Annotated in this window: 25 protein-coding genes; 7 read left to right on the top strand and 18 right to left on the bottom strand. The window is 68.9% G+C overall.

The features are described 5' to 3' along the window. The 7 genes from JWP28_RS19200 to JWP28_RS19170 all read right to left on the bottom strand — a co-directional run. Positions 1–648, bottom strand: a 648-nt coding sequence (locus JWP28_RS19200) for a peptidylprolyl isomerase (RefSeq protein ID WP_299545463.1), incomplete at its 3' end; no start/stop codon positions are given. Between the two features lie 96 nt (positions 649–744). Next, a complete protein-coding gene (locus tag JWP28_RS19195) occupies positions 745–1,245 on the bottom strand; it encodes a UrcA family protein (protein WP_299545462.1) in 501 nt (166 codons plus the stop codon). A 432-nt stretch (positions 1,246–1,677) separates the two neighbouring features. After that, a complete protein-coding gene (locus tag JWP28_RS19190) occupies positions 1,678–2,160 on the bottom strand; it encodes a hypothetical protein (RefSeq protein ID WP_299545461.1) in 483 nt (160 codons plus the stop codon). Then, on the bottom strand, positions 2,157–2,912 hold the full coding sequence (locus JWP28_RS19185) for an EcsC family protein (RefSeq protein ID WP_299545460.1): 756 nt from the start codon (positions 2,910–2,912) through the stop codon (positions 2,157–2,159). Before JWP28_RS19185 ends, JWP28_RS19190 begins: the two co-directional genes overlap by 4 nt. Next, the gene (locus tag JWP28_RS19180) at positions 2,909–3,700 is read right to left on the bottom strand and encodes a site-2 protease family protein (RefSeq protein WP_299545459.1); all 792 of its coding nucleotides are present in this window, start codon (positions 3,698–3,700) and stop codon (positions 2,909–2,911) included. The genes JWP28_RS19185 and JWP28_RS19180 overlap by 4 nt, the downstream gene beginning before the upstream one ends. A gap of 28 nt (positions 3,701–3,728) precedes the next feature. After that, positions 3,729–4,346 carry a hypothetical protein gene (locus tag JWP28_RS19175; protein WP_299545458.1) on the bottom strand — a complete coding sequence of 206 codons (618 nt, stop codon included), beginning with the start codon at positions 4,344–4,346 and terminating at the stop codon, positions 3,729–3,731. A 202-nt stretch (positions 4,347–4,548) separates the two neighbouring features. After that, positions 4,549–4,758: a cold-shock protein gene (locus tag JWP28_RS19170; protein WP_299545457.1), complete on the bottom strand. Its 210-nt coding sequence runs from the start codon at positions 4,756–4,758 to the stop codon at positions 4,549–4,551. A 308-nt stretch (positions 4,759–5,066) separates the two neighbouring features. Between JWP28_RS19170 and JWP28_RS19165 the strand changes: the two genes are divergently transcribed. Both JWP28_RS19165 and JWP28_RS19160 read left to right on the top strand, forming a co-directional pair. Beyond that, the gene (locus tag JWP28_RS19165) at positions 5,067–5,282 is read left to right on the top strand and encodes a hypothetical protein (protein ID WP_299545456.1); all 216 of its coding nucleotides are present in this window, start codon (positions 5,067–5,069) and stop codon (positions 5,280–5,282) included. A 1-nt stretch (position 5,283) separates the two neighbouring features. Next, positions 5,284–5,652 (top strand): hypothetical protein, encoded by a 369-nt coding sequence (locus tag JWP28_RS19160; RefSeq protein ID WP_299545455.1) that lies wholly within the window; start codon positions 5,284–5,286, stop codon positions 5,650–5,652. A gap of 3 nt (positions 5,653–5,655) precedes the next feature. On the opposite strand, the gene JWP28_RS19155 is transcribed toward JWP28_RS19160, so the two are convergent. Together JWP28_RS19155 and JWP28_RS19150 are read right to left on the bottom strand one after the other, a co-directional pair. Then, positions 5,656–6,300: a DUF4142 domain-containing protein gene (locus JWP28_RS19155; RefSeq protein WP_299545454.1), complete on the bottom strand. Its 645-nt coding sequence runs from the start codon at positions 6,298–6,300 to the stop codon at positions 5,656–5,658. Between the two features lie 93 nt (positions 6,301–6,393). Then, the gene (locus tag JWP28_RS19150) at positions 6,394–7,461 is read right to left on the bottom strand and encodes a PAS domain-containing sensor histidine kinase (protein WP_299545453.1); all 1,068 of its coding nucleotides are present in this window, start codon (positions 7,459–7,461) and stop codon (positions 6,394–6,396) included. A gap of 299 nt (positions 7,462–7,760) precedes the next feature. Between JWP28_RS19150 and JWP28_RS19145 the strand changes: the two genes are divergently transcribed. Next, complete coding sequence (locus JWP28_RS19145) at positions 7,761–7,883, top strand: hypothetical protein (RefSeq protein WP_299545452.1); 123 nt, start codon at positions 7,761–7,763, stop codon at positions 7,881–7,883. Between the two features lie 16 nt (positions 7,884–7,899). Here the strand turns inward: JWP28_RS19145 and JWP28_RS19140 are convergent, their stop codons facing one another. Together JWP28_RS19140 and JWP28_RS19135 are read right to left on the bottom strand one after the other, a co-directional pair. Beyond that, complete coding sequence (locus JWP28_RS19140; protein WP_299545451.1) at positions 7,900–8,397, bottom strand: SRPBCC family protein; 498 nt, start codon at positions 8,395–8,397, stop codon at positions 7,900–7,902. Positions 8,398–8,627: 230 nt separating this feature from the next. Next, a complete protein-coding gene (locus tag JWP28_RS19135; protein WP_299545464.1) occupies positions 8,628–9,374 on the bottom strand; it encodes a YebC/PmpR family DNA-binding transcriptional regulator in 747 nt (248 codons plus the stop codon). Between the two features lie 123 nt (positions 9,375–9,497). Here JWP28_RS19135 and JWP28_RS19130 point away from each other — a divergent pair, with 123 nt between their 5' ends. Continuing rightward, the gene (locus JWP28_RS19130) at positions 9,498–9,731 is read left to right on the top strand and encodes a hypothetical protein (RefSeq protein WP_299545450.1); all 234 of its coding nucleotides are present in this window, start codon (positions 9,498–9,500) and stop codon (positions 9,729–9,731) included. A 7-nt stretch (positions 9,732–9,738) separates the two neighbouring features. On the opposite strand, the gene JWP28_RS19125 is transcribed toward JWP28_RS19130, so the two are convergent. The 4 genes from JWP28_RS19125 to JWP28_RS19110 all read right to left on the bottom strand — a co-directional run bounded on the left by JWP28_RS19125 (position 9,739) and on the right by JWP28_RS19110 (position 13,079). Then, positions 9,739–10,326, bottom strand: coding sequence for a histidine phosphatase family protein (locus tag JWP28_RS19125; protein WP_299545449.1), 588 nt, complete (start codon positions 10,324–10,326; stop codon positions 9,739–9,741). 10 nt (positions 10,327–10,336) lie between these two features. After that, positions 10,337–11,122: an SDR family NAD(P)-dependent oxidoreductase gene (locus JWP28_RS19120; protein WP_299545448.1), complete on the bottom strand. Its 786-nt coding sequence runs from the start codon at positions 11,120–11,122 to the stop codon at positions 10,337–10,339. A 19-nt stretch (positions 11,123–11,141) separates the two neighbouring features. Continuing rightward, the gene (locus JWP28_RS19115) at positions 11,142–11,981 is read right to left on the bottom strand and encodes an alpha/beta hydrolase (protein WP_299545447.1); all 840 of its coding nucleotides are present in this window, start codon (positions 11,979–11,981) and stop codon (positions 11,142–11,144) included. A 132-nt stretch (positions 11,982–12,113) separates the two neighbouring features. Then, positions 12,114–13,079, bottom strand: a complete 966-nt coding sequence (locus JWP28_RS19110; RefSeq protein ID WP_299545446.1) for a zinc-binding alcohol dehydrogenase family protein — start codon at positions 13,077–13,079, stop codon at positions 12,114–12,116. A 187-nt stretch (positions 13,080–13,266) separates the two neighbouring features. Between JWP28_RS19110 and JWP28_RS19105 the strand changes: the two genes are divergently transcribed. Both JWP28_RS19105 and JWP28_RS19100 read left to right on the top strand, forming a co-directional pair. Continuing rightward, complete coding sequence (locus JWP28_RS19105; protein ID WP_299545445.1) at positions 13,267–14,103, top strand: sulfotransferase; 837 nt, start codon at positions 13,267–13,269, stop codon at positions 14,101–14,103. Between the two features lie 73 nt (positions 14,104–14,176). Further along, a complete protein-coding gene (locus tag JWP28_RS19100; protein WP_299545444.1) occupies positions 14,177–15,064 on the top strand; it encodes a patatin-like phospholipase family protein in 888 nt (295 codons plus the stop codon). A gap of 16 nt (positions 15,065–15,080) precedes the next feature. Here JWP28_RS19100 and JWP28_RS19095 read toward each other — a convergent pair whose 3' ends face one another. The 3 genes from JWP28_RS19095 to JWP28_RS19085 form a co-directional block, all read right to left on the bottom strand. After that, complete coding sequence (locus tag JWP28_RS19095) at positions 15,081–15,803, bottom strand: ParA family protein (protein ID WP_299545443.1); 723 nt, start codon at positions 15,801–15,803, stop codon at positions 15,081–15,083. A gap of 60 nt (positions 15,804–15,863) precedes the next feature. Next, the gene (locus JWP28_RS19090) at positions 15,864–16,430 is read right to left on the bottom strand and encodes a PEPxxWA-CTERM sorting domain-containing protein (protein ID WP_299545442.1); all 567 of its coding nucleotides are present in this window, start codon (positions 16,428–16,430) and stop codon (positions 15,864–15,866) included. 153 nt (positions 16,431–16,583) lie between these two features. After that, a complete protein-coding gene (locus JWP28_RS19085) occupies positions 16,584–17,747 on the bottom strand; it encodes a DegT/DnrJ/EryC1/StrS aminotransferase family protein (protein ID WP_299545441.1) in 1,164 nt (387 codons plus the stop codon). A 111-nt stretch (positions 17,748–17,858) separates the two neighbouring features. Here JWP28_RS19085 and JWP28_RS19080 point away from each other — a divergent pair, with 111 nt between their 5' ends. Then, positions 17,859–18,677: a hypothetical protein gene (locus JWP28_RS19080; protein WP_299545440.1), complete on the top strand. Its 819-nt coding sequence runs from the start codon at positions 17,859–17,861 to the stop codon at positions 18,675–18,677. The last annotated feature ends 328 nt before the right edge of the window (positions 18,678–19,005 follow it).

Raw genomic sequence — 19,005 nt, 5'->3', positions numbered from 1 at the left:
CGGCGGTGCGGGCGCGGCCGGCGGGGCGGGGGGCGCGCGGCGGATCGAGGTGATGCGCACCGGCTTGACCAGCATTTCGCCCTTCATGGCTCCGACACCGGCCTTGGGATCGACGGGCTGGCCGAGGATCGTCTTGGCCACGTCGATGCCGTCGACCACGCGGCCGAAGGCGGCGAAGCCGGGGTCCTTGGGCGTCGCGTCGAGGTAGGGCATGTCGCCGATGCAGATGAACCAGTCGGCCTGGGCCGAGCCCGGCGCGTGGCGGCCCATGGAGATGGTCCCGTCGGTGTGTTTGAGGCCCGTCTTCGTGGTGCTCTCGTGCGCGATCGGCGGCAGCACCTTCTTGGGGTCGTTCTGCAGGCCGCCCTGGATCGTGCCGTAGTCGTTGGTGGTCTGCCCGGCCGGCTTCGACGCCCGGTAGAAGGTCGCGCCGTCATAGAGCTTGCGGTCGACATACTTCAGGAAGTTGGCGGTGGTGACCGGCGCCTTGTCGGCGAACAACTCCAGCGTCATCGCGCCCTGCGGCGTGGTGATCGTCACCCGCGGATTGGCGGTCTGGCTGGCGGTCTGGGCGAAGGCTGGGGCGGCGAAGGCCGCAGTGGCGGCGAGGGCGAGGACGAGGGCGAGGACGGCGCGGCGCAGGAGCATGGCCGCCAACCTACCTGCCGCGCTCCGAAATGGAAGGCGCGCGGCGCCAGGCCATAGAGGCCCGCGACCGGGTGGCGGTCACGGGCCTGGCTTTGGCTAGCGGGCGGCGAGGTGGGTCACCGGGCTGATCATCGCCAGCTTTTCCGTCACTTCGGTGCGGACGGCGGCCTTGCAGGCGAATTGGATCGAGAGGTTCTTTTCGTTGCCGCAGATTTCGGCGGCCGCGACGTTCACACGGTGAGCGAAGGCAGCCTTACCAGCCGTGCTGGCCAGGTTCAGGTCCGCGATGCGAACGGACGGCTGGGCGTGGGCCGCGGGCAGGGCGGCGAACTGGGTCGCGGGCGTGATCGCCGCCAGCTTTTCCGTCACCTCGGCGCGGACGGCGGCCTTGCAGGCGTATTCGATCGAGAGGTTCTTTTCGTCGCCGCAGACCTGAGCGGCCGCGACGTTCAGGCGGTGGGAGAAGGTCGCCTTACCGGCGTCGCTGGCCAGGTTCAGGTCGCCGACCCGAACCGAAGGCTGGGCGTGGGCGGCGGTGAGCGGCAGGGCGATGAGGGCCAGGGCGAGGCTAGCGGTGCGGGCGATGAAATTGGACAAGGTGTTCTTCCTTCAGGGTTCCAAGAGGGCGCCTTATCCTCCACCACTGGTTGAAGAGATGCTTAGATATAAGAATAATAGATGTTAAACGCTATGGTTGTCTTTGGTAACGTCGTATAGGTGCAAATTGATGCATTGGGGTGCATGTTCAGAACACATAGAAAGTAGACCTGCAAACTAGGCCATATGGATTGCGACATATGCGAAACACATCTATGGACACCTGCACTTGCTTATTCGCCTGTCACGAGAATCTGAAATAAGCTGATTGAGGCGGGAATCGAGGCAACGGCGCCGCGAAATGTACTGAGGGGGTGTCCGGGGGCGTCGCCGCCGAACAACTTCCGGTTGGCGCATTGATCCACGCCGCGGGCGCCGAACGACGGGCCGAAGTCAGTGCGAGCAGGATACGCCTGGGGACTCCACGGCGAACTACCCGCCGGCGCCGGGCCGGCAACGCACCACGGTGTCGGTCTGGCCGGTGGCGCGCGGGCCTGCCGGTGTGAGTGCGAAGGTCTCGACCCGGCGGGCGCAGACGCGGCGCAGGCCCCGAGCCCCGGCGATTTCAGACACCACGCGGGCCGAAACCCTGGCGGACCGACGGTCCGGGTCGATGGCGACCGCCTCGAGGGTCACGGCCTCCCGCGCCTTGCCGTGGGTCAGCGCGCGCCCGCTCTGGGCGCGGGCCTCGGCGCGCGTGCTGACGCCGTAGGGCACGATGCTGTTGTCGTTCGCAAGCGCCTGGTCGGTGAACCGGGCGGTTGGACTGAAGGTGGCGAAATAGCCGGCCAGGTCGCCGGCGTTCCAGGCGCGGGACTGGCGCTCGACAAGACTTCGGACCTGCGCCTCGGTGAGACCCGCAGGCCCCGCCAACGCCGGACCCGCGAAGGCCAGCGCCAGCAGCAGCGCTCTCACGCCTTCGCCTCCAGCCACCGCATCCGATAGCCATTGACGGCGGTGTCGCCAAGCCGATCGAGCAGCCGCCAGTTCGCCACGGCGCCCACCGGCGCGCCGATCAGCGGGATCATCTGCGCGAGCTTCGCCAGGTCGATGTAGTCCCGATATTCCTCCTGGAACTTCCGCCAGTCGAAGGCCTCGAAGCTCTGTGGATGGCTGCGGGCGTCCCAGCCTTCGAGCGTCTGGAGAACCGCCGCGCGATGATCGGCGCCGGAGAAGGCCAGCTCGAAGAGGTGCAGGATATACAGGCGCTCGGCGAAGGCTTCCGCTGAATGTCCATAGATCGCCGCCAGCTCGAACAGCAGCTTGAGCTTGATGGCGATCAGCGCCGGGAAGTCGGCCGCGGACAGCCAGAAGCCGCCGGCGCCGGTCACCCCGCCCTCGGCCGCCGCGGTGGCGCGGTAGCCCAGGATGGCGGTCCGCGCCTGCCGGTCGCGCGCACTGAGCGTGGTGTCCGTCAGCGGGGCGGTGAAGGTGGTGGCGTCCGCCCCGACCAGGATCGCCCGGGTCATCCGCTCGATGACGTCGGTGACCACGGTGTGGACCTTCTCGGGGATGATCCGATTGATCCGCATCTGGACGGCTGTGGCGATGCGGTCGAGCCGGGTGGGCGGCGCCAGCATCCGACGGCGCCAATGGTCGACCTCGCCCCGCGCCCAGGCTTCGTAGGCGGCCTCGGTCAGGCCGGCGGGCGGGGTGGCGGCAGTCACCGCGTACGCCAGAAGTGGAACGCCGCCCAGCCGGCCCTCAGCACATCGAGGTCGAGGCCCAGCGCGACGCCGAGGCCGGCCGCGGCGCGGAACAGCGCGGCGCTCGCGCCCGGGACCCAGAAGATCAGCAGCAGCAGGCCCACCATCACCAGGCCCTCGGCCTTGCGGATGTGGGGCGTCAGGCTGGCCGGCAGGAACGGGCGGATCGCGCCGAAGCCGTCGAGGCCGGGGATCGGCAGCAGGTTGAGGATCAGGCCCATCGCCTGCAGGAAGGCCAAGACCGTCAGCGCCTCGAAGAGGGCCACAGGCCCAGGGCCCTCAAGGCCGGCGTTCGCCCAGACCCTGAGGCCGAAGGTCAGCCCCAGCAGGATCACCAGGGTCGCGCCCGGTCCCGCCAGGGAGGCGGCCGCCCGCCAGAGCCGCCCGCGCATCAGGTCGTTGCGCAGATAGACCGCGCCGCCCGGGAAACCGACGCCGCCCAGCAGCAGCGCGATCAGCGGCAGCACCAGGCTGACCCCCAGGTCGCCGTAGCGGCGCGGGTCGAAGGACAGGTAGCCCTTCTCGGCCACCGTATGGTCGCCGCCGAGCCAGGCGACCGCGGCGTGGCTGAACTCGTGGGCCATCACCGAGAGGATCCAACCCACCATCACGACGGCGAAGACCAGCGGTCCGCTCGGCTGGCGCAGCAGCAACCCGACCAGCGCCAGCCAGACCAGCAGGATGCCGGGCCCCACGAAGGGGTTGGGCTTGGGCGGAGCCTGGGGCAGGGATGCGGCGTCGTCGGTCACGCCGCCCCCTCTAGCACGGTTGGGCCTGTCACATCGGCGGCTTGGCGCCGTTCTCCCCGACCGAGACGGAGCCCGCCATCGGGCCGCTGGGGCCCTTCTGGACGACCATGAACACCGGCGTGCCGACCTTCACCATCTCGCGCTTGCCGGGGCCGATCTGCACCACTGGCACATTGGCCGGCACGGTGATGTGGCGCTTGCCGTAGGAGTAGCTCACGTCCAATTCCCGCGAGCCCTTCTTGCCGGCGACCACGGTCCCGACCGTGCCGTTGGTCATCATCGAGCCCGGCTTGAGGTCCCAGCCGTAGTGGCCTTCGCCCATCTTCACGCCGGGCGGGAAGACGTGGACTTCCAGCGACTTGCCCATCCCCTCCTTGCCGGGCATCTCGGCCGTGCCGATGAAGCTGCCGGGCTGGATGGCGTCGATGGCCACCGGCTTCATCACCGCGACCGTCCAGGTGGGGGCCAGGCCCACGACCTGCGGCCCCTTGTCGGTCTTCACCGTCAGCGACGCGTCGGTCATGGCGCTGACCGTGCCGCGGACCACCGTGGGCGTCGGCGGCGTGGCCGGCGCGGGCGTCTGGGCGAGCGTGGCGGCTGCGGACAGGGCGAGGAGGGCGAGCGCTGTTGCGGCGGTGCGGATCATGGACGTTTTCCTTTGGGCTCAAGAGGCGGCGCGTCTTCTTGTCGAACGCCGATCGCAGGCCTGCAAGTAGGAAGCGGCGCCATGCCGGTCAACGCGACCGCAGCGCCGTCGAGCAGGCCACCGCCCAAACGAAAGGGCCGGCGCCTCGCGGCGCCGGCCCTCGTTGGTCTTGCGCGGCTCTCGAGAGAGCCGGCTTCAGTCCTTAGGCGCTTTGCAGCTGGCCGGCGGACGTCTTGCCATTGCGCGGGTCTTTTTCCAGCTCGTAGCTGATCTTTTGACCCTCGTGCAGCGACGCGAGGTTCGCGCGCTCCACGGCCGAGATGTGCACGAACACGTCTTGTCCGCCATCATCGGGCTGGATGAAACCAAAGCCTTTTTGGCCGTTAAACCACTTCACGACACCAGTCGCCATATCAGTATCCCCTTCCGGGCCTTAAGTATTCACGCGCCCGAGATGGGCGACGAGATCAAATTTTCGGAGAGGGTCGAGGGCAGTTCCGGCGCCCGATTTGGAAATCGGGGATGGAGAGCGGGCGAGCCAAAACGATATTCGATGGCGGCATCCTCCCATGCGGTCGGGCAAGATGCAAGGAAATTCCCCTGAACCTTGCTGAAAGGAGGAGACAGCGCGCTGTTTTACCTATAGAAATCTTATCCCGCAGTCATTCGACAGCATCCCGGGGCCGTGGCCCATGCGCCGCGCTTATAAGGATCACCTTCATGGCCATACGTGGCGCAGCCGATCGCGAGACCCTTACCGTGGCCCGCCACGAAGGCCGCTGGGCGGTTGAACACCAGGGCGTTTTCTCCGACCACACCGCCGAGAAGGAAGAAGCCAAGGCCGCCGCCAACAAGCGCGCCCGGGCCCTGCAGGACGCCGGCCGCGCCTGCCAGGTGCGGGTGAGCGGCGAGCACGGCTTCTTCGCGGACGCCTGAGATGGTCTCCTCCCACGCCCAGAAACCCGCCCGCCGCCGCGGCTCCGCCGCTGAAGAAGCACGCTTCGCCATCGAGCAGGCCGACGCCGACGGCGTGGCGCGCACGGCGATGACCCTGCGCATGACGCTGCGCGACGTCTCCGAGCTGAAGCGCGACCCGAAGGTCGCCATGGCCGACATCAACTACGGCCCCGACGGCATGCGCTACCTCGGCGTGGCCGTGGACCAGGGCGGGGTGACGCAGTCCACCCTCGACCGCGGCGACACCTCCTACGTTCGCGGGGCGGCCGCCGAGGCGCCTGCGGCCAAGCCGAAGGCGACCCGCAAGAAAGCGGTCAAGAAGGTCGCCGCGGCCGAGCCGGTCGAGTAGGGCCTACTTCTTCAGCGACGCCTGGATGGCCTTGGCCTTGTCGAGGTGCGCCTGCACGATCGGCACGGCCTTCGCCGCGCCGGCCTTGAGGCCCGGGTCGGAGCCATCGTTGGCGTAGCCCTGCATGAGCGTCAGCGCCTCCTCGTGAGCGGCGACCTGCTGGTCGATGTAGGTCTTGTCGAAGTCCGCGCCGCTGGCGCTGTTCAGGTGGTCGATGAAGCCCTGGCGGCGATTGTCGAGCTTGGCGGCCGGGGTCTGGCCGGCGGCGAGGATCAGCGGCTTCATGCTGTTGCTGAGCGCGGTGTGGTCCTTCACCATCATCCTGGCGAAGGCCTTCACGTCCGGGTTCTTCGACCGCTTCTCGGCGATCTGCGCGGCCTGGATTTCGTACATGTCGCCCTGGCTGGCGTTCGAGACGAAGGCGGCGGTGTCGTGCGAGCCCACGGTGGTGGCCGAGGTCGCGCCGACCGCGGCGCCGGTGGCGTCTTCGGCCTTGTTCACGGCCTGGCCCGTCGCCTGGGTGGCGTCGGAGGCGGTCGCGCTGGCCGTGGCGCCGGCGTCGGCGGCGGTGGTGCTCGCCGGCTTGTTGCAGGCGGCGAGCGAGAGGGCCGCGACGGTCGCCGCGGTGAGGAAGAGGACGTGTTTCATGAGCGTCTCCCGTTTGAAGTTCGGGAGCAAAAAGGCGTGTCGTGACGCTTGGTTCCGCCGCTAGCGGAGCGTCGCCTCGACCTGTCCGAGACCTCAGACCGCGACGGAAGGCTCGACGCTCGAATCCGGCACGACGGCGATCTGGGCGTGGACCACGGAGACCTTGGTCCCGGGTTCGGCAGAGGTGACCGTGACCGCGGCCCGCAGCTGTTTCGCCAGCGCCTCGACGATGGTGGTGCCGAGGCCTGGCCTGGCGCTGGCCGCATCCTTGGGCATGCCCGCGCCGTTGTCGCTCACCGAAAGCGTCCAGTTGGGGCCGCGGGTGTGATAGGCGACGATGATCTTGCCTTGGCGGCGCCCGGGGAAGGCGTGCTTGAGCGCATTGATCACCAGCTCGGTGACGATCAGGCCCAGGCTGACCGAGGCGTCCGCGCCGACCGCGCTGTCGTCGGCGTCGACCTCGATGCTGAGCTGCTTGTGGTCGCGGATCATCGAGGCGCCGAGGCTCTGGCAGAGCTGGCTGAAGTAGGCCTTGAGCCCGACGTCGCCCAGGGTGGAGGTGGCGAGCTGGCGCTGCACCTCGGCCACCGACAACACCCGCTCATGGGCCGCCTGCAGGTCGTGGCGGGCCTCGCTGGAGTGCGCGTGCTTCGCGCTCTGCAGGATCACGCTGGAGATGATCTGCAGGCTGTTGGCGACGCGGTGCTGCACCTCCTGCAGCAGGATGGCCTTTTCGCGCAGCAGGTCGTCCTTCAGCTTCTCGGCGATCCTGGCGTCGGTGACGTCGATGGCGGTGAGCAGCAGGCGGACGTCCTCGGCGGGCCCGTAATCGATCTTGCGCGCATTCAGCACCAGGCGCCGCGGGCCTTGGCGCTTGCTCTTGAGGTCCATCTCGTAGGCGTCGATCTCGGCGTCGCCGCCGGCCGTCGCGTCGAGCAGCGAGCGCAGCCGCGGCATATTCCATTCGCCGGCCCCCAGTTCGAAGACCAGCACCCCGGTCGCCTTGTCCGGGGCGATCTGGAACGCTGCGCAGAAAGACTTGCTGGCCGCGACGACCCGGAAGTCGCCGTCCAGCAGCAGCAGAGGCGCGGTTGAGGAATCGACGACCGCCAACGCCAGGTTGACGGAAACATCAGGCTCGAGCGGCGGGTGGGCAGCCATGGCTGACCCTTCATGAAGGAGCCGGAGGCTCGCGGAGCGAAAGCCGTACCCGGGGTCGATTGTCGCGAGGTCACGCCACCGCGCCTGGGCGGCCACGGCTCGTCGGTATGTCTGCTATAGCACGGACGGGGTGCATGCGGGGGGATTCGGTGAAGTCCGTCCGCCGACGCCAGATGGCGGCTTAAGCCAGCGCGGCATCCGTGGGAGGATGGCGCCCGGCGGCGGCAGGAGACCTGGGCGATGCGAGACACGACCACATCTGAGGCGCGCGGGCGGCCGGAATGCCTCGTGGCGCCCCGATGAGCGACGGCGACGACCAGGCGCGCGAAACGGCGCGGCGCAAGCTCATCGGCCGTCTCGCGGTGATCGCCTTGCTGGTGCTGGTGGCGGCCTATGTGGCGGTGACGTTCCGCTGGATCTGAGCGGGCCGGGCGCGGCTTACTTGGCTTCCGCGATGCCCTTCATGGTCGCCAGCACATTGGTGAACTGCTTCGTGCGGCGCTCCTTGTCAGCGGTCTTGTCCGCCGGCTCGTGCTTCGGCAGGGCGTCGGCGTCGTAGACCAGCGTGTAGAGGAGCTTCGAGTGGCCCTTGTCGATCGGGCGGATCTCCACGGTGCCGTGGTAATCGGTCGGCGATTTCGGCTGCGAGTAGGAGTAGGACCACGCGGTCCTGGCGACCTGCAGCTCATCGATCCGGTCGGCGATGCGGCGCACCGCGCCCACCTCGCCGTCCTTGCCCGAGGTGATGACGCAGGTGGTCTTCATCCAGGCGCCGATGTCGCAGAAGCCGGAGATCTTCTTCCAGGCCGCGTCGGCCGGCTTGTCGATCGTGGTCTCCAGCGGAATGGTCACGAAGTCGGCGGCGCGGGCCGCACCGGCGGCCAGAGCACTGGCGGCCAGCGTCAGGGCCGCGGCGGCGGCGAAAAGCAGTTTCATCTTGGTTCCCCCCTCATTTGCCGACAGCTTCGCACCCCCACGCAGCGTAAGCCAATCCCCCAATGTCATCCCGGTTTTGCCCCCGGGACCGGCCGAATGGCTGGCCCGAGGACAGGCTGCGCAAAGACCGGGATCCATAGACGCCAACGTCCGAGACTGGCTTGAGAGCATGGTGTCTATGGGTCCCGGACAACTGCTGCGCAGCTCGCGGGGTGACACCGTGGAGGGGTCTATCCCGCGAGCTTCTCCAGCTCGGCGGCGTCGATGTCCTCGTTGGAATAGACGTTCTGGACGTCGTCCTCGTCCTCCAGCGACTCCAGCAGTTTCATGAGGCCGGCGGCGGCCTCGCCGGACACCGGGGTGCGGGCCTTGGGCCGCCAGGCGACGGTGGTGGACTTGGCCGGGCCGAGCGCGGCCTCCAGCGCCGCGGCGACCTCCGAGAGGTCCTCGAAGGCCGTGTAGATGGTGTGGCCGTCCTCGTCGGATTCCACGTCTTCGGCGCCGGCTTCGATGGCGGCCTCCATCACCTTGTCCTCGGAGCCGGCTTGCGGCCCGTAGACGATCTGGCCCACCCGGTCCCACATGAAGGCCACCGAGCCGGTCTCGCCGAGGTTGCCGCCGTTCTTCGAGAAGGTGGAGCGCACGTTGGAGGCGGCGCGGTTGCGGTTGTCGGTCAGCACCTCGACGATCACGCCGACGCCGCCTGGGCCGAACCCCTCGTAGCGGATCTCTTCGTAGGATTCCGCGTCGCCGCCGCTGGCCTTCTTGATGGCCCGCTCGATGACGTCCTTGGGCAGGGATTCGCCCTTGGCGTTGTTTACCGCCAGCCGCAGCCGCGCATTCATGGCGGGATCGGGCAGGCCTGACTTGGCCGCGACGGTGATCTCGCGGGAGAGCTTGGAGAACAGCTTCGAGCGCGCGGAGTCGGCGCGGCCCTTGCGGTGCATTATGTTCTTGAACTTGGAATGTCCGGCCATGGTCTGCTTGCGATGGGTCAAGGATAGGGAGACGCGCTGCTTTCTAGCCCTGGTGTCGGCGGCGCGGAACCCCCGCCATGCGGGCGGGTTAGCCACGGTGGACCGTCAGCGGGAGGCTTTGCCATGAGCGAACAGGTCGTCGAGGAGGTGGATGATCTCGGCCAGCCAGGCCCCGACGGGGAGCTCGTCCACTGGATGGACCCCAAGCCGCTGAGGGTGGGCCCCGCGGGCGTCTCGGCGACGGCCGCCGGCGCGTTTGTGCTCGGCGTCGCGACGACCCTGGCGGTCCTGGCGCTGACCCACTGGCTGGGCCCGGAGCGCGTCCTTCAGCGGCCGCGGTGGCGGACGCCGGCGTAGCGGCGCGTCACTCCAGCGGCTCACAGTCGATGCGGCCGACGCCGCCGTGCTGCAGCAGGTAGACGGCGTCCTGTGGCACGTCCTGCTGGCCGGATTCATCTCGGGAGAGGTTGGCGTAGAGGCCGCGCAGGACCCGGCCGGAGATGCCGTGGCTGACGGCGACGATCTTCCGCTTAGGCTCCGGCGGCAGGCTGGCCAGCCAGTCGCCGACGCGGGTGGCCACCTCCTCATAGGTCTCGCCGGCCGAGGCGTCGAAGGCCCAGCCGGTGCGGCCGAAGGTGTCGGGATGCTCGGCCTCCAGCTCGGCGCGCAGCCGGCCGTCGTGCGGGCCCCAGCTCATCTCCTTGAGGCGTTCATCGAGCTCGACAGGGAGGCCGCCGAGCTTGCCCGCGACGATCGCGGCGGTGCTCGCCGCGCGGCCGAGCGGGCTGGAGACGATCCGCCAGCCGTCCGGCTCGCGGATCAGGTCGCGCAACAGGCGGCCCACCGCCCCGGCCTGGCGGACGCCCAGCGCGGTGAGCGGTGAGTCCACATGGCCCTGGATGCGGCGTTCGCGGTTGAACTCGGTCTGGCCGTGCCGAACAAGATAAATCACGCGAGGTACATCACCGCTTGCGACGCACCACAGGGTGGGAGGTCGAGAGCCCGCCGTCGACGGCGATGGTCTGGCCGTTGACGTAGGATGAGTCGTCGGAGGCCAGGAACAAGCCGGCATGGGCGATCTCGTCGGGCACGCCGTAGCGGGTCAGCGGGTTGAGCTGGCCGATCTTGTCCTCGTTGCCGCGGGCCCGCGCGCCCTCGAAGATCGGCTTGGTCATGCCGGTCTCGATCAGGCCGGGCGCGATGGCGTTGACCCGCACGCCCGTTCCGTAGAACTCGTTGGCCGAGGTCTGGGCCAGGCTGATGACGCCCGCCTTCGACGCCGAATAGGCAGGTCCGCCGGCCCCGGAGCGGATGCCGGCCACCGAGGCCGTGCAGATGATCGAGCCCTTGCCGGCGGCGATCATCGGGACCGAGGCGTGCTTCACGGCCAGGAAGGCGCCGATCAGGTTCACCCGCAGGATCTCGGCCCAGTAGTCGGCGGTCTGCTCGTGCAGCGGCGTCCAGCCGCCGGAGACGCCGGCGTTGGCCCAGACCACGTCGAGGGTTCCGTACTCGGCCTGGGCGCGGTCGATGTAGCTTTTCACGAAGGCGTCGTCGCCGGCGTCGCCGGTCATGGCCACCGCCTTGCCGCCGGCCTTGCCGACCATCTCGGCGGTCTCGTCCACCGCCTCGGCGCGGTCGACGCAGACCACCCGCGCACCCTCGCGGGCGAAGAGCAGGGCGGCGGCGCGGCCGATGCCGCTGGCGGCGCCGGTGATGACGGCCGTGCGGCCCTGGAGACGTCCCATGGTGGTCCTCTTGCGTCTTCTAAGCGTTGGTTTTGGCGCGGCTGGCCGCGGCGGTGATGGCGTCGATGAAGACCTCGTAGAGGCCGGGCGGCAGGTCGTGGCCCATGCCGGGGATGATCCGCAGCTCGGCGCCGGGAATGGCCGCGGCGGTCGCCTCGCCGCCGATTTTCATCAAGAGCGGGTCATCGGCGCCGTGCAGCACCACGACCGGGATATTGAGGCCGCGGAGCGCCGCCGTCCGGTCGCCGTCGGCCTCGACGGCCTTGCGCTGACGCCCCACGCCCACGGGATTGAAGGCGCGGTTGTACTCGGCGATCACCCGGGCGCGGTTCTCTTCGTCGGTCCAGGGATAGGCCGGACTGCCGATGGTGCGGGCGTTGGCCATGCGGTTCTCCACGAAGGCTTCGAAATCCGCTTTGGGGTCGGGGGGCGGCGCATTCAGCACGGCGGCGGCCTCCGGCGTCGACTTGAAGGCGTCGGCCGCGCCGGTGGTGGACATGATCGAGGTCATCGAGAGCACCCGGCCCGGATGGTCGAGGGCCAGCCGCTGGACGATCATCCCGCCCATGGAGACCCCGGCGATGTGCGCCTTCCTGACGCCCGCGGCGTCCAGCACGGCGACGCCGTCATTGGCCATATCCTTCAGGCTGTAGGCCTCGGTCGGCCAGGTGGAGAGGCCGGTGTCGCGGTTGTCGAAGCGGATGGCGCGGTAGCCCTTGGCCACCAGCTTCTCGCAGAACGCCTCCGGCCAGCGGGTCATCTGCGAGCCCAGGCCGTTGACCAGCAGGACGGTCTCCGGGCGATCGTCGCCGAAGCTCTGGTATTCGATCTCGACGTTGCCGTTGCGGGCGCGGGGCATTCTGGGTCTCCCATTTCCTCCCCCTCTGGGGGAGGGGGACCGCGAAGCGGTGGAGGGGGTCATCCGCGGTCTGAGCGGACCCCCTCAGTCAGCTTCGCTGACAGCTCCCCCGAAGGGGAGCAACTATTCGTCTCACGGAATCAGCAACACTCGCCCCACCGCCTGGCGGCTTTCGATGTAGCGGTGGGCCTCGGCGGCGTCCTTCAGGGAGAAGGTCCTGTCGATGACCACTTGCAGGTTCCCGTCGGCGACGTCCTGGATCAGCTGCTGGATGTTGTCGTGGACGCGGTCGGTGGCGATCTCGGCGCCCAGGAAGACGCCCGAGAGCGTGCGGTTGCCGCCCATCATCGAGCCGACGTCGACCTTCATCGGCTCGCGGCCCGCCTGGCCGACCATGGAGACCCGGCCGCGGTAGGCCAGCGACAGGATCGAGGACTGCAGGGTGGGTCCGCCGACGCTGTCGACGATCACGTCGGCCATGTGCTTGTCGGTGAGCCGCGCGACTTCGGTGGGCACGTCGTCGCGCTGGTAGTTGATGCCGTGGGTCAGGCCCAAGGGCCTCAGGCGCTCCAGGCGTTCGTCGGAGGAGGCGGTGGCCAGCACCATGGCCGCGCCGGCCCGGGCGGCGAGCTGGATCGCGGCGACGCCGACGCCGCTCGCGCCGGCCTGCACCAGCACGATCTCGCCCTTCTTCATGCGGCCGAACTCGAACAGGCAGTCGTGAGCGGTGCCGAACGGCACGGGAATCGCGGCGGCCTGGCGCACGTCCATGCCGGGCGGGATCACCCAGGCGGTGCGGGCCGCCACGGCGCGCAGCTCGGCGTGGCTGCCGAAGGCGCCGGTGGTGACCGCCTTGTCGCCGACCTTGATGCCCTCGACCTCGTCGCCCACCTGCACGACCTCGCCGGCCGCCTGGTAGCCCACGATGTGCGGCTTGGTCATCAGGGCGCCGCGGAAGCGGTTCAGCGTGTCGCCGCCCTCGATCGACACCGCCTCGACGCGGATGACGATGCCTTTGCGGTGGCATTCGGGATCGGGAACCTCCTCGTACCTGAAGACGTCCGGGCCGCCGTTCTCGTAGTAGACCGCAGCCTTCATGGTGGCGCTTCCTGTCCAAACATTTGTTTGACTCAACGCATCCCACGAGGACGTTGGGCGCGCAAGATGGAGGGCGCATCGCAAGGGATCTGGCGAAAGTCACTCGCCGCCACGCGTTCACCTGGACGTAAGGTCCTTCAGATTCTTATGCTCACGTTATGAGTCGGGTCTGTGGGGGTCCTTCGGCGTGAACATCTTCTTTGCCTGTGGGGCCCCCAGGTCGGGCACCACCTGGCTGCAACGCATCCTCGACGCCCACCCGGAAGTCTGCTGCTCCGGCGAGGGCCATTTCGTCAGGCGCTTCAGCTCCCCGGTGGCAAAGGTGGTCAACACCTATAACCAGAGCCTTACGGTCGAGGCCAAGCATGTCTACGAGGGCAGCCCTTACTACGGCGCGATCAGCCAGTCCGAGTTCGACGAACTGGTGCGCAGCTTCATCCTGCAGAGGCTAGGCGCCCGGGCCGACGCCCGGACCCGCTGGATCGGCGACAAGACCCCCGGCTACACCCGGGACCTGGGCCAGCTCCACCGGCTGTTTCCGGAGGCAAAGATCATCCACATCGTTCGCGACCCGCGCGACGTCGTCGTCTCGCGCCTGGCCTTCAACCACCGCGCCGGCTACCGCGAGGTCTTCACGCCGGGAGCCGAACAGCATCGGAAGGCGGTCGAAAGCGCCATGCAGATGTGGATCGACGCGGTAAGGGCGGTCGACGACTTCGCCCGGGCCCGTCCGAAGCTGGTTCATGAGCTGAACTATCGTGATCTGCACCTCGATCCCGTCGGCGAGACCGAGCGGCTGTTCCGCTTCCTTGGCGCGTCGGCCGAGCGCGTTCTGGTCGAGCAGGTCGCCGCCGCCACCAGCTTCGAGGCGCTGGCTGGACGCAAGGCCGGCGAGGAGGACGCATCCTCCTTCCTGCGCAAGGGCGTGGTAGGCGATTGGAAGACCCGGCTCGATCCGGAGACCGCCGAGCTCATATCCCAAAGTTGCGGCGAGCTGATGCGCCGAAAGCGGGTCGCGGCCTAGCGTCCCGCCGCAGGTAGCCGTGGACAGGGGGTGCGGCCGCGTCGATGCTCCAACGGCAAAACGGGAGTGAGCTATGACGCGGGCGCTGGTGCTGGGGGGCGGCGGGCCCGTGGGGATCGCCTGGGAGAGCGGGTTGGTGGCCGGGCTGGCGCAGGCCGGCGTCGACCTGGGCCGGGCGGATTTCACCATGGGCACCTCGGCGGGATCCTTCGTCGGCGCCCGGCTGGCGCTGGGGGCGGACGCAAAGACCCTGGCCGATCCGATCCTCGCCGACCGCATCCCCGGCGAGGATGGGCGGCCCGCGAGCGGCGGCGCCCCGCCCGCGGACCTCTCCAGGCTGATGCAGATGATAGGCGAGGCGCAGGGGGGCTTGCGCAATCCAGCCGAGGCGCGGGCGGAGATCGGCGCCTTCGCGCTGGCGGCCCAGACCATTGACGAGGCGGCGTTCATCGCAAGCTTCGGCCGCTCGTTCGCAAGCCTGCCGGCGGACGCCTGGCCGGAGCGGGGCTTCGGCTGTACCGCGGTGGACGCCGAGACGGGCGCCTTCCAGCTCTGGACCAAGGACTCGGGCGTCGGCGTGGTGCGGGCCGTGGCCTCGAGCTGCAGCGTGCCGGGGGTCTATCCGCCGGTGACGCTGAACGGGCGGCGCTACATCGACGGCGGCATGCGCTCGTCCACCAATGCCGACATGGCGGCGGGCCATGACTTGGTTGTGGTGATCGCGGTGCGGCTGGGCGCGGCCGGCGGGGCGGCGGCGGAGCGGATCGCCGCGCGCTTCGACGAGGAGGTCGAGAGCCTCAAGCACGGCGGCTCGACGGTCGTGGTGATCACCCCCGACGACGCCAGCATCGAGGCCTTCGGCGTCAACCTGATGGACTTCCGCCGCCGCCCCGCCGCCGCCCGGGCGGGCCTGGCGCAGGGCCTGACCGACGCCGCCGAGCTGAAGCCGTTCTGGGGGTAGGGCGGAGCGGGGCGCGTCAGCCCGTGCGCTCGGTGACGGCGCGGCCGAACAGGAAGCCTTCGACGAAGGCCCAGAGGTCGGCCGCTTCCCGGCCCGCCTCGGCCGGCGGATCCAGCTCCTCCACCGAGCGGCCGGTCTCGAACGCAGCCTGATAGCTGATCCGCGCCCGCAGGATGGTGGGGATCACCGGCAGGCGCAGCAGCTTCAGCGCCTCCAGCGCGCGCTTCACCGAGGGCGTCTCGACGCCGGCGCGCGGCGACGGCGCCTGGTTCAGCACCACCAGGGCGGGCTTGCGCAGCCGGCGCACGATTTCCGAGGTCTGGATCGCCGCCGCCAGGTCGAGGAAGGTCGGCCGGATCACCAGCAGGCAGAGGTCGGCGGCGACGATGGCGTGGCTGATCTCGTCCTCGACCACCGCCGGGGTGTCGACGACCATCAGGTCGACATCCGCGCGGATCGACGCCAACTGCAGGGTAAAGAGCTTGGCGCCTGAGGTTTCGGCGAGCTCGGGCCCGGCGCCGCGGCGGCCCTTCAGCACCTGGCTCGCGGACCGCTGGGCGTCGGTGTCGGCCAGCAGCACCTTGCGGCCGCGCATGTGGGCGGCGAGCGCCAGATGCACCGCGACCGTGCTCTTGCCGGATCCGCCCTTGCGCGCAATGACGGCGATGGTGCGCATGAAGGTGGGCGGCAAGGTCCGGGGCGGCGGCGAATGGCCAAGCTTGACCGAAGCCTGTGACATATCCGCGACCCGACGCAGAAGGGGCCGCCAAGCGGGCGGCCCCGTGCTGGCTTTCGCTGGTCAGGCGGCCGCGGCGGCCGTCCGGCGGCGGGCCGTGCGCAGCGTGGCGCCGAGGCCGAAGAAGCCGCCGATCATCAGCGCCCAGCTGGCGGGCTCGGGCACGCCGGCCGTCACGCTGATGTTGTCGAGCGTGTAATAGGCCGGCACGTCGAGGGTGGAGAAGCTCAGCGTCGTCGGGCCGGACGCCGCGACGTTCGTGAAGCTGTAATGCGTGACGCCTTCGCCGGGCGGGTTCAGCAGCAGGTTGGCGCCGCCGAAATCGGCGCTGAAGAAGGCGCCGCCGTTGTTGCTGAGGTCGAAGGAGATGTCGTAGAGGCCTGCGCCCGTCGCGAGCGTCTGCGAGATGCCGCCGACGCCATTTACCGGTCCGAAATAGGCCAGATCGCTGCCGTCGGTGGGGCAGCCAAAGTCAAAGCAGCCAGCGGCAACGCCGGTGTGGTCCGTGTCGCCGAATTGCGCCCAGCCGGTGAAGTCGCCGGTTTCGAAGCTGCCGTTGGTGACAAGTTCGGTCGCGCCGGCCGACATGGCGGCCATCGAAGTCGCCAGAGCGATGGCCGCGCCGGCCATCAACGATTTAATTTTCATAGCAGTCCCCACTACGCCCAGGTACGCAACTGTACGGCCCCCAGATGAACGGTTGATTGAATCTTAACAACCGGAATCCCCTGGGACGTGAATATTCAGGGACTACTTAGGTATACCGCGTTATACGAACGACGTTCAGTCGTTCCGCTTCACGAAGGTTCGAATTGCCGTAACGACGGTATCTTGATCTTCTTCGCTGAGGTAGGGGTGCATCGGCAGGCTGATGACCTGGCCGGCCTTGGCCTCGGTGACGGGCAGGCCGCCGGGCGCGGTCGGGTAGACCGAGTAGACGCCCTGCTTGTGGATCGGGATCGGGTAGTAGACGGCGGTGGGGACGCCCTGTTCCCGCAGGTAGGGGCCGAGCTGGTCGCGGCCGGAAAGCTCGATGGTGTACTGCGCCCAGACGCTGACGCCGCCGTCAGCCACGGTCGGCGTCTTCACGACGTCGCCCAGGGCCGCCGCATAGCGGTCGGCGACGCGGTTGCGGGCGGCGATTTCGTCCTCGAAGATCTTCAGCTTCTCGATGAGGATGGCGGCCTGGATGGTATCCATGCGGGAGTTCATCCCGATACGGACGTTCAGGTATTTCGGGTCGTGCTCGAAGGTCTTGCCCTCGATGTCCGACTTCACCGCCTGGCCGTGCACGCGCAAGGACACCAAGAGGTCGTGGAAGCCCGCGTCCTTCGACAGCACCGCCCCGCCGTCGCCGTAGCAGCCGAGCGGCTTGGCCGGGAAGAAGGAGGTGGTGGCGACGTCGGCCCAGTGGATCGGGTGCTTGCCGCCAAGCGTGCAGCCGAAGCCCTGGGCGGAATCGCTGATCAGCTTCAGGCCGTGCTTGGCGCAGACCCGGGCGATGGCGGGATAGTCGGCCGGACCGCCGAACAGGTCGACGGCGATGACCGCGCGCGGGGTCAGCTTGCCCTCGCGCTTCACCGCCTCGATCGCCGCCTGCAGGCTTTCCGGGTCGAGGTTGTAGGTCTGCGGATCGATGTCCACGAACACCGGCGAGGCGCCCACCAGCGGCATGGCCTCGGCGGTGGCGGCGAAGGTGAAGGAGGGGCAGAAGACGGCGTCGCCCGGCCCGATCCCCCAGGCCATCAGCGGCAGCACCAGGGCCTCGGTGCCCGAGCCGCAGGACAGCGCGAAGGGGGCGTGGCCGAAGGCCGCGAGCTGGCGTTCGAACTCGCCGATCTCCGGGCCCATGATGTAGGCGCCGGAGCGCACCACCTTGAGGATCGCATCCTCCAGCGGCTGGCCGAGGCGCCGGCGCTGCGCCTGCAGGTCGATGAACGGGATCATGGGCGGGCCTCTCGCATTTCGCGGCGCGGCTATGCCATGCGTCGGGCGGAGGAGCCAAAACACGCTTGGTGACGCTGTGTTGCGGGATAGCGGCGTTCGCAGAATGGGGGCATGCTGCGGCCGGGAAGCACTTGGGGGCTCACGCGCATGGTGGCGACGGCGATAAATCCCGCACAGCGGGCGATGGGAACTTTCTACGTCTGGATGGCGGGCCTCTTCGTGCTGATCGCGTTCAGCGGTTTTGCGGAAACCTACTGGTTGCAACTGGCGGGCGGCACGTTCGTGGGCTCCCCGCTCCTGCACCTGCACGGCCTGTTGTTCTCGGCCTGGACCTTGTTCTTCCTCAGCCAGACCTGGCTGGCGGCCAGCGGCCAGATGCAGCACCACCGGGCCTGGGGCGTGGCGGGCGTTTCGCTGGCGACGGCAATGGTCTTCGTGGGCCTGGCCACCAGCATCGCCAGCATGCAGAAGGGCGTCGCAGACGGTCACGCCGAAGCCGCGCGCGCCTTCGCCATTGTGCCGCTGAGCGCGGCGGTGCTGTTCGCGGTGCTGGTGGCCTGGGCTGTGGTGACGGTGAAGACGCCTGAGGTCCACAAGCGGCTGATGATGCTGGCGACGATCAGCATCCTGCAGGCGCCGATCGGCCGGTTCTTTTTCCTGACGGTCGGGGGCGGTGGCGGACCGGGCTCACGGCCCGGCCTGATGCCGCCTGCGCCGGTGGCGACCACGGTCGGCGCCGGCCTCGTGGTGGCGGTGCTGATCCTGGCGGCTGTCGTCTATGACTGGCGCAAGCGCGGCCGGCCCCACCCTGTCTATGTGATCGGGGGCGCGGCGGTGGTGATCATCGAACTGATCCGCGTGCCGCTGGCCGAGACGCCCCAGTGGCAGGCCATCGCCAAGGCCCTGGGGACCTTCGCGACCTACACCTAGAAGCGAGGCGGCTAGGGCGTAACCCATCCCTCCTCTTTAGGGGAGGGTGGACGAGGCGAAGCCCGGCCTTATGGCGCAAACACACCCAAGCTGGTGGGCACCCAAGGCCTAGGATGATTGGCACCATAGTGGGATGGCAAACCCAGTCATCCCATCCAGCGTCGAGCAGCCCCGTGTGCTCCACGCGCTTGTCCGCAAGCGCGCGGAGCTGGCGGGGCAGATCGCGCACAAGGAATTCGAGCTTCAGCGCACCCTCGGTGAGCTGACCCACGTCGACTCCACCATCCGCCTTTTCACCGAAGACGTAGATGTCGGCGCCATTCGCCCA

This window comes from Phenylobacterium sp. (assembly GCF_028290885.1).
Lineage (GTDB): Bacteria > Pseudomonadota > Alphaproteobacteria > Caulobacterales > Caulobacteraceae > Phenylobacterium.
The sequence above is the reverse complement of the archived record's forward strand: the minus strand, read 5'-3'. Positions and strand labels throughout refer to the sequence as shown.

Bases quoted from the DNA above. Each gene is read 5' to 3' on its own strand.
- JWP28_RS19080 (WP_299545440.1), top strand. From the start codon at position 17,859: ATGCTGCGGCCGGGAAGCACTTGGGGGCTCACGCGCATGGTGGCGACG.
- JWP28_RS19145 (WP_299545452.1), top strand. From the start codon at position 7,761: ATGAGCGACGGCGACGACCAGGCGCGCGAAACGGCGCGGCGCAAGCTC.
- JWP28_RS19140 (WP_299545451.1), bottom strand. From the start codon at position 8,397: ATGAAACTGCTTTTCGCCGCCGCCGCGGCCCTGACGCTGGCCGCCAGT.
- JWP28_RS19175 (WP_299545458.1), bottom strand. From the start codon at position 4,346: ATGATCCGCACCGCCGCAACAGCGCTCGCCCTCCTCGCCCTGTCCGCA.
- JWP28_RS19120 (WP_299545448.1), bottom strand. From the start codon at position 11,122: ATGGGACGTCTCCAGGGCCGCACGGCCGTCATCACCGGCGCCGCCAGC.
- JWP28_RS19115 (WP_299545447.1), bottom strand. From the start codon at position 11,981: ATGCCCCGCGCCCGCAACGGCAACGTCGAGATCGAATACCAGAGCTTC.
- JWP28_RS19090 (WP_299545442.1), bottom strand. From the start codon at position 16,430: ATGGCCGGCGCGGCCATCGCTCTGGCGACTTCGATGGCCGCCATGTCG.
- JWP28_RS19110 (WP_299545446.1), bottom strand. From the start codon at position 13,079: ATGAAGGCTGCGGTCTACTACGAGAACGGCGGCCCGGACGTCTTCAGG.
- JWP28_RS19150 (WP_299545453.1), bottom strand. From the start codon at position 7,461: ATGGCTGCCCACCCGCCGCTCGAGCCTGATGTTTCCGTCAACCTGGCG.
- JWP28_RS19085 (WP_299545441.1), bottom strand. From the start codon at position 17,747: ATGATCCCGTTCATCGACCTGCAGGCGCAGCGCCGGCGCCTCGGCCAG.
- JWP28_RS19165 (WP_299545456.1), top strand. From the start codon at position 5,067: ATGGCCATACGTGGCGCAGCCGATCGCGAGACCCTTACCGTGGCCCGC.
- JWP28_RS19170 (WP_299545457.1), bottom strand. From the start codon at position 4,758: ATGGCGACTGGTGTCGTGAAGTGGTTTAACGGCCAAAAAGGCTTTGGT.
- JWP28_RS19100 (WP_299545444.1), top strand. From the start codon at position 14,177: ATGACGCGGGCGCTGGTGCTGGGGGGCGGCGGGCCCGTGGGGATCGCC.
- JWP28_RS19155 (WP_299545454.1), bottom strand. From the start codon at position 6,300: ATGAAACACGTCCTCTTCCTCACCGCGGCGACCGTCGCGGCCCTCTCG.
- JWP28_RS19135 (WP_299545464.1), bottom strand. From the start codon at position 9,374: ATGGCCGGACATTCCAAGTTCAAGAACATAATGCACCGCAAGGGCCGC.
- JWP28_RS19130 (WP_299545450.1), top strand. From the start codon at position 9,498: ATGAGCGAACAGGTCGTCGAGGAGGTGGATGATCTCGGCCAGCCAGGC.
- JWP28_RS19095 (WP_299545443.1), bottom strand. From the start codon at position 15,803: ATGTCACAGGCTTCGGTCAAGCTTGGCCATTCGCCGCCGCCCCGGACC.
- JWP28_RS19160 (WP_299545455.1), top strand. From the start codon at position 5,284: ATGGTCTCCTCCCACGCCCAGAAACCCGCCCGCCGCCGCGGCTCCGCC.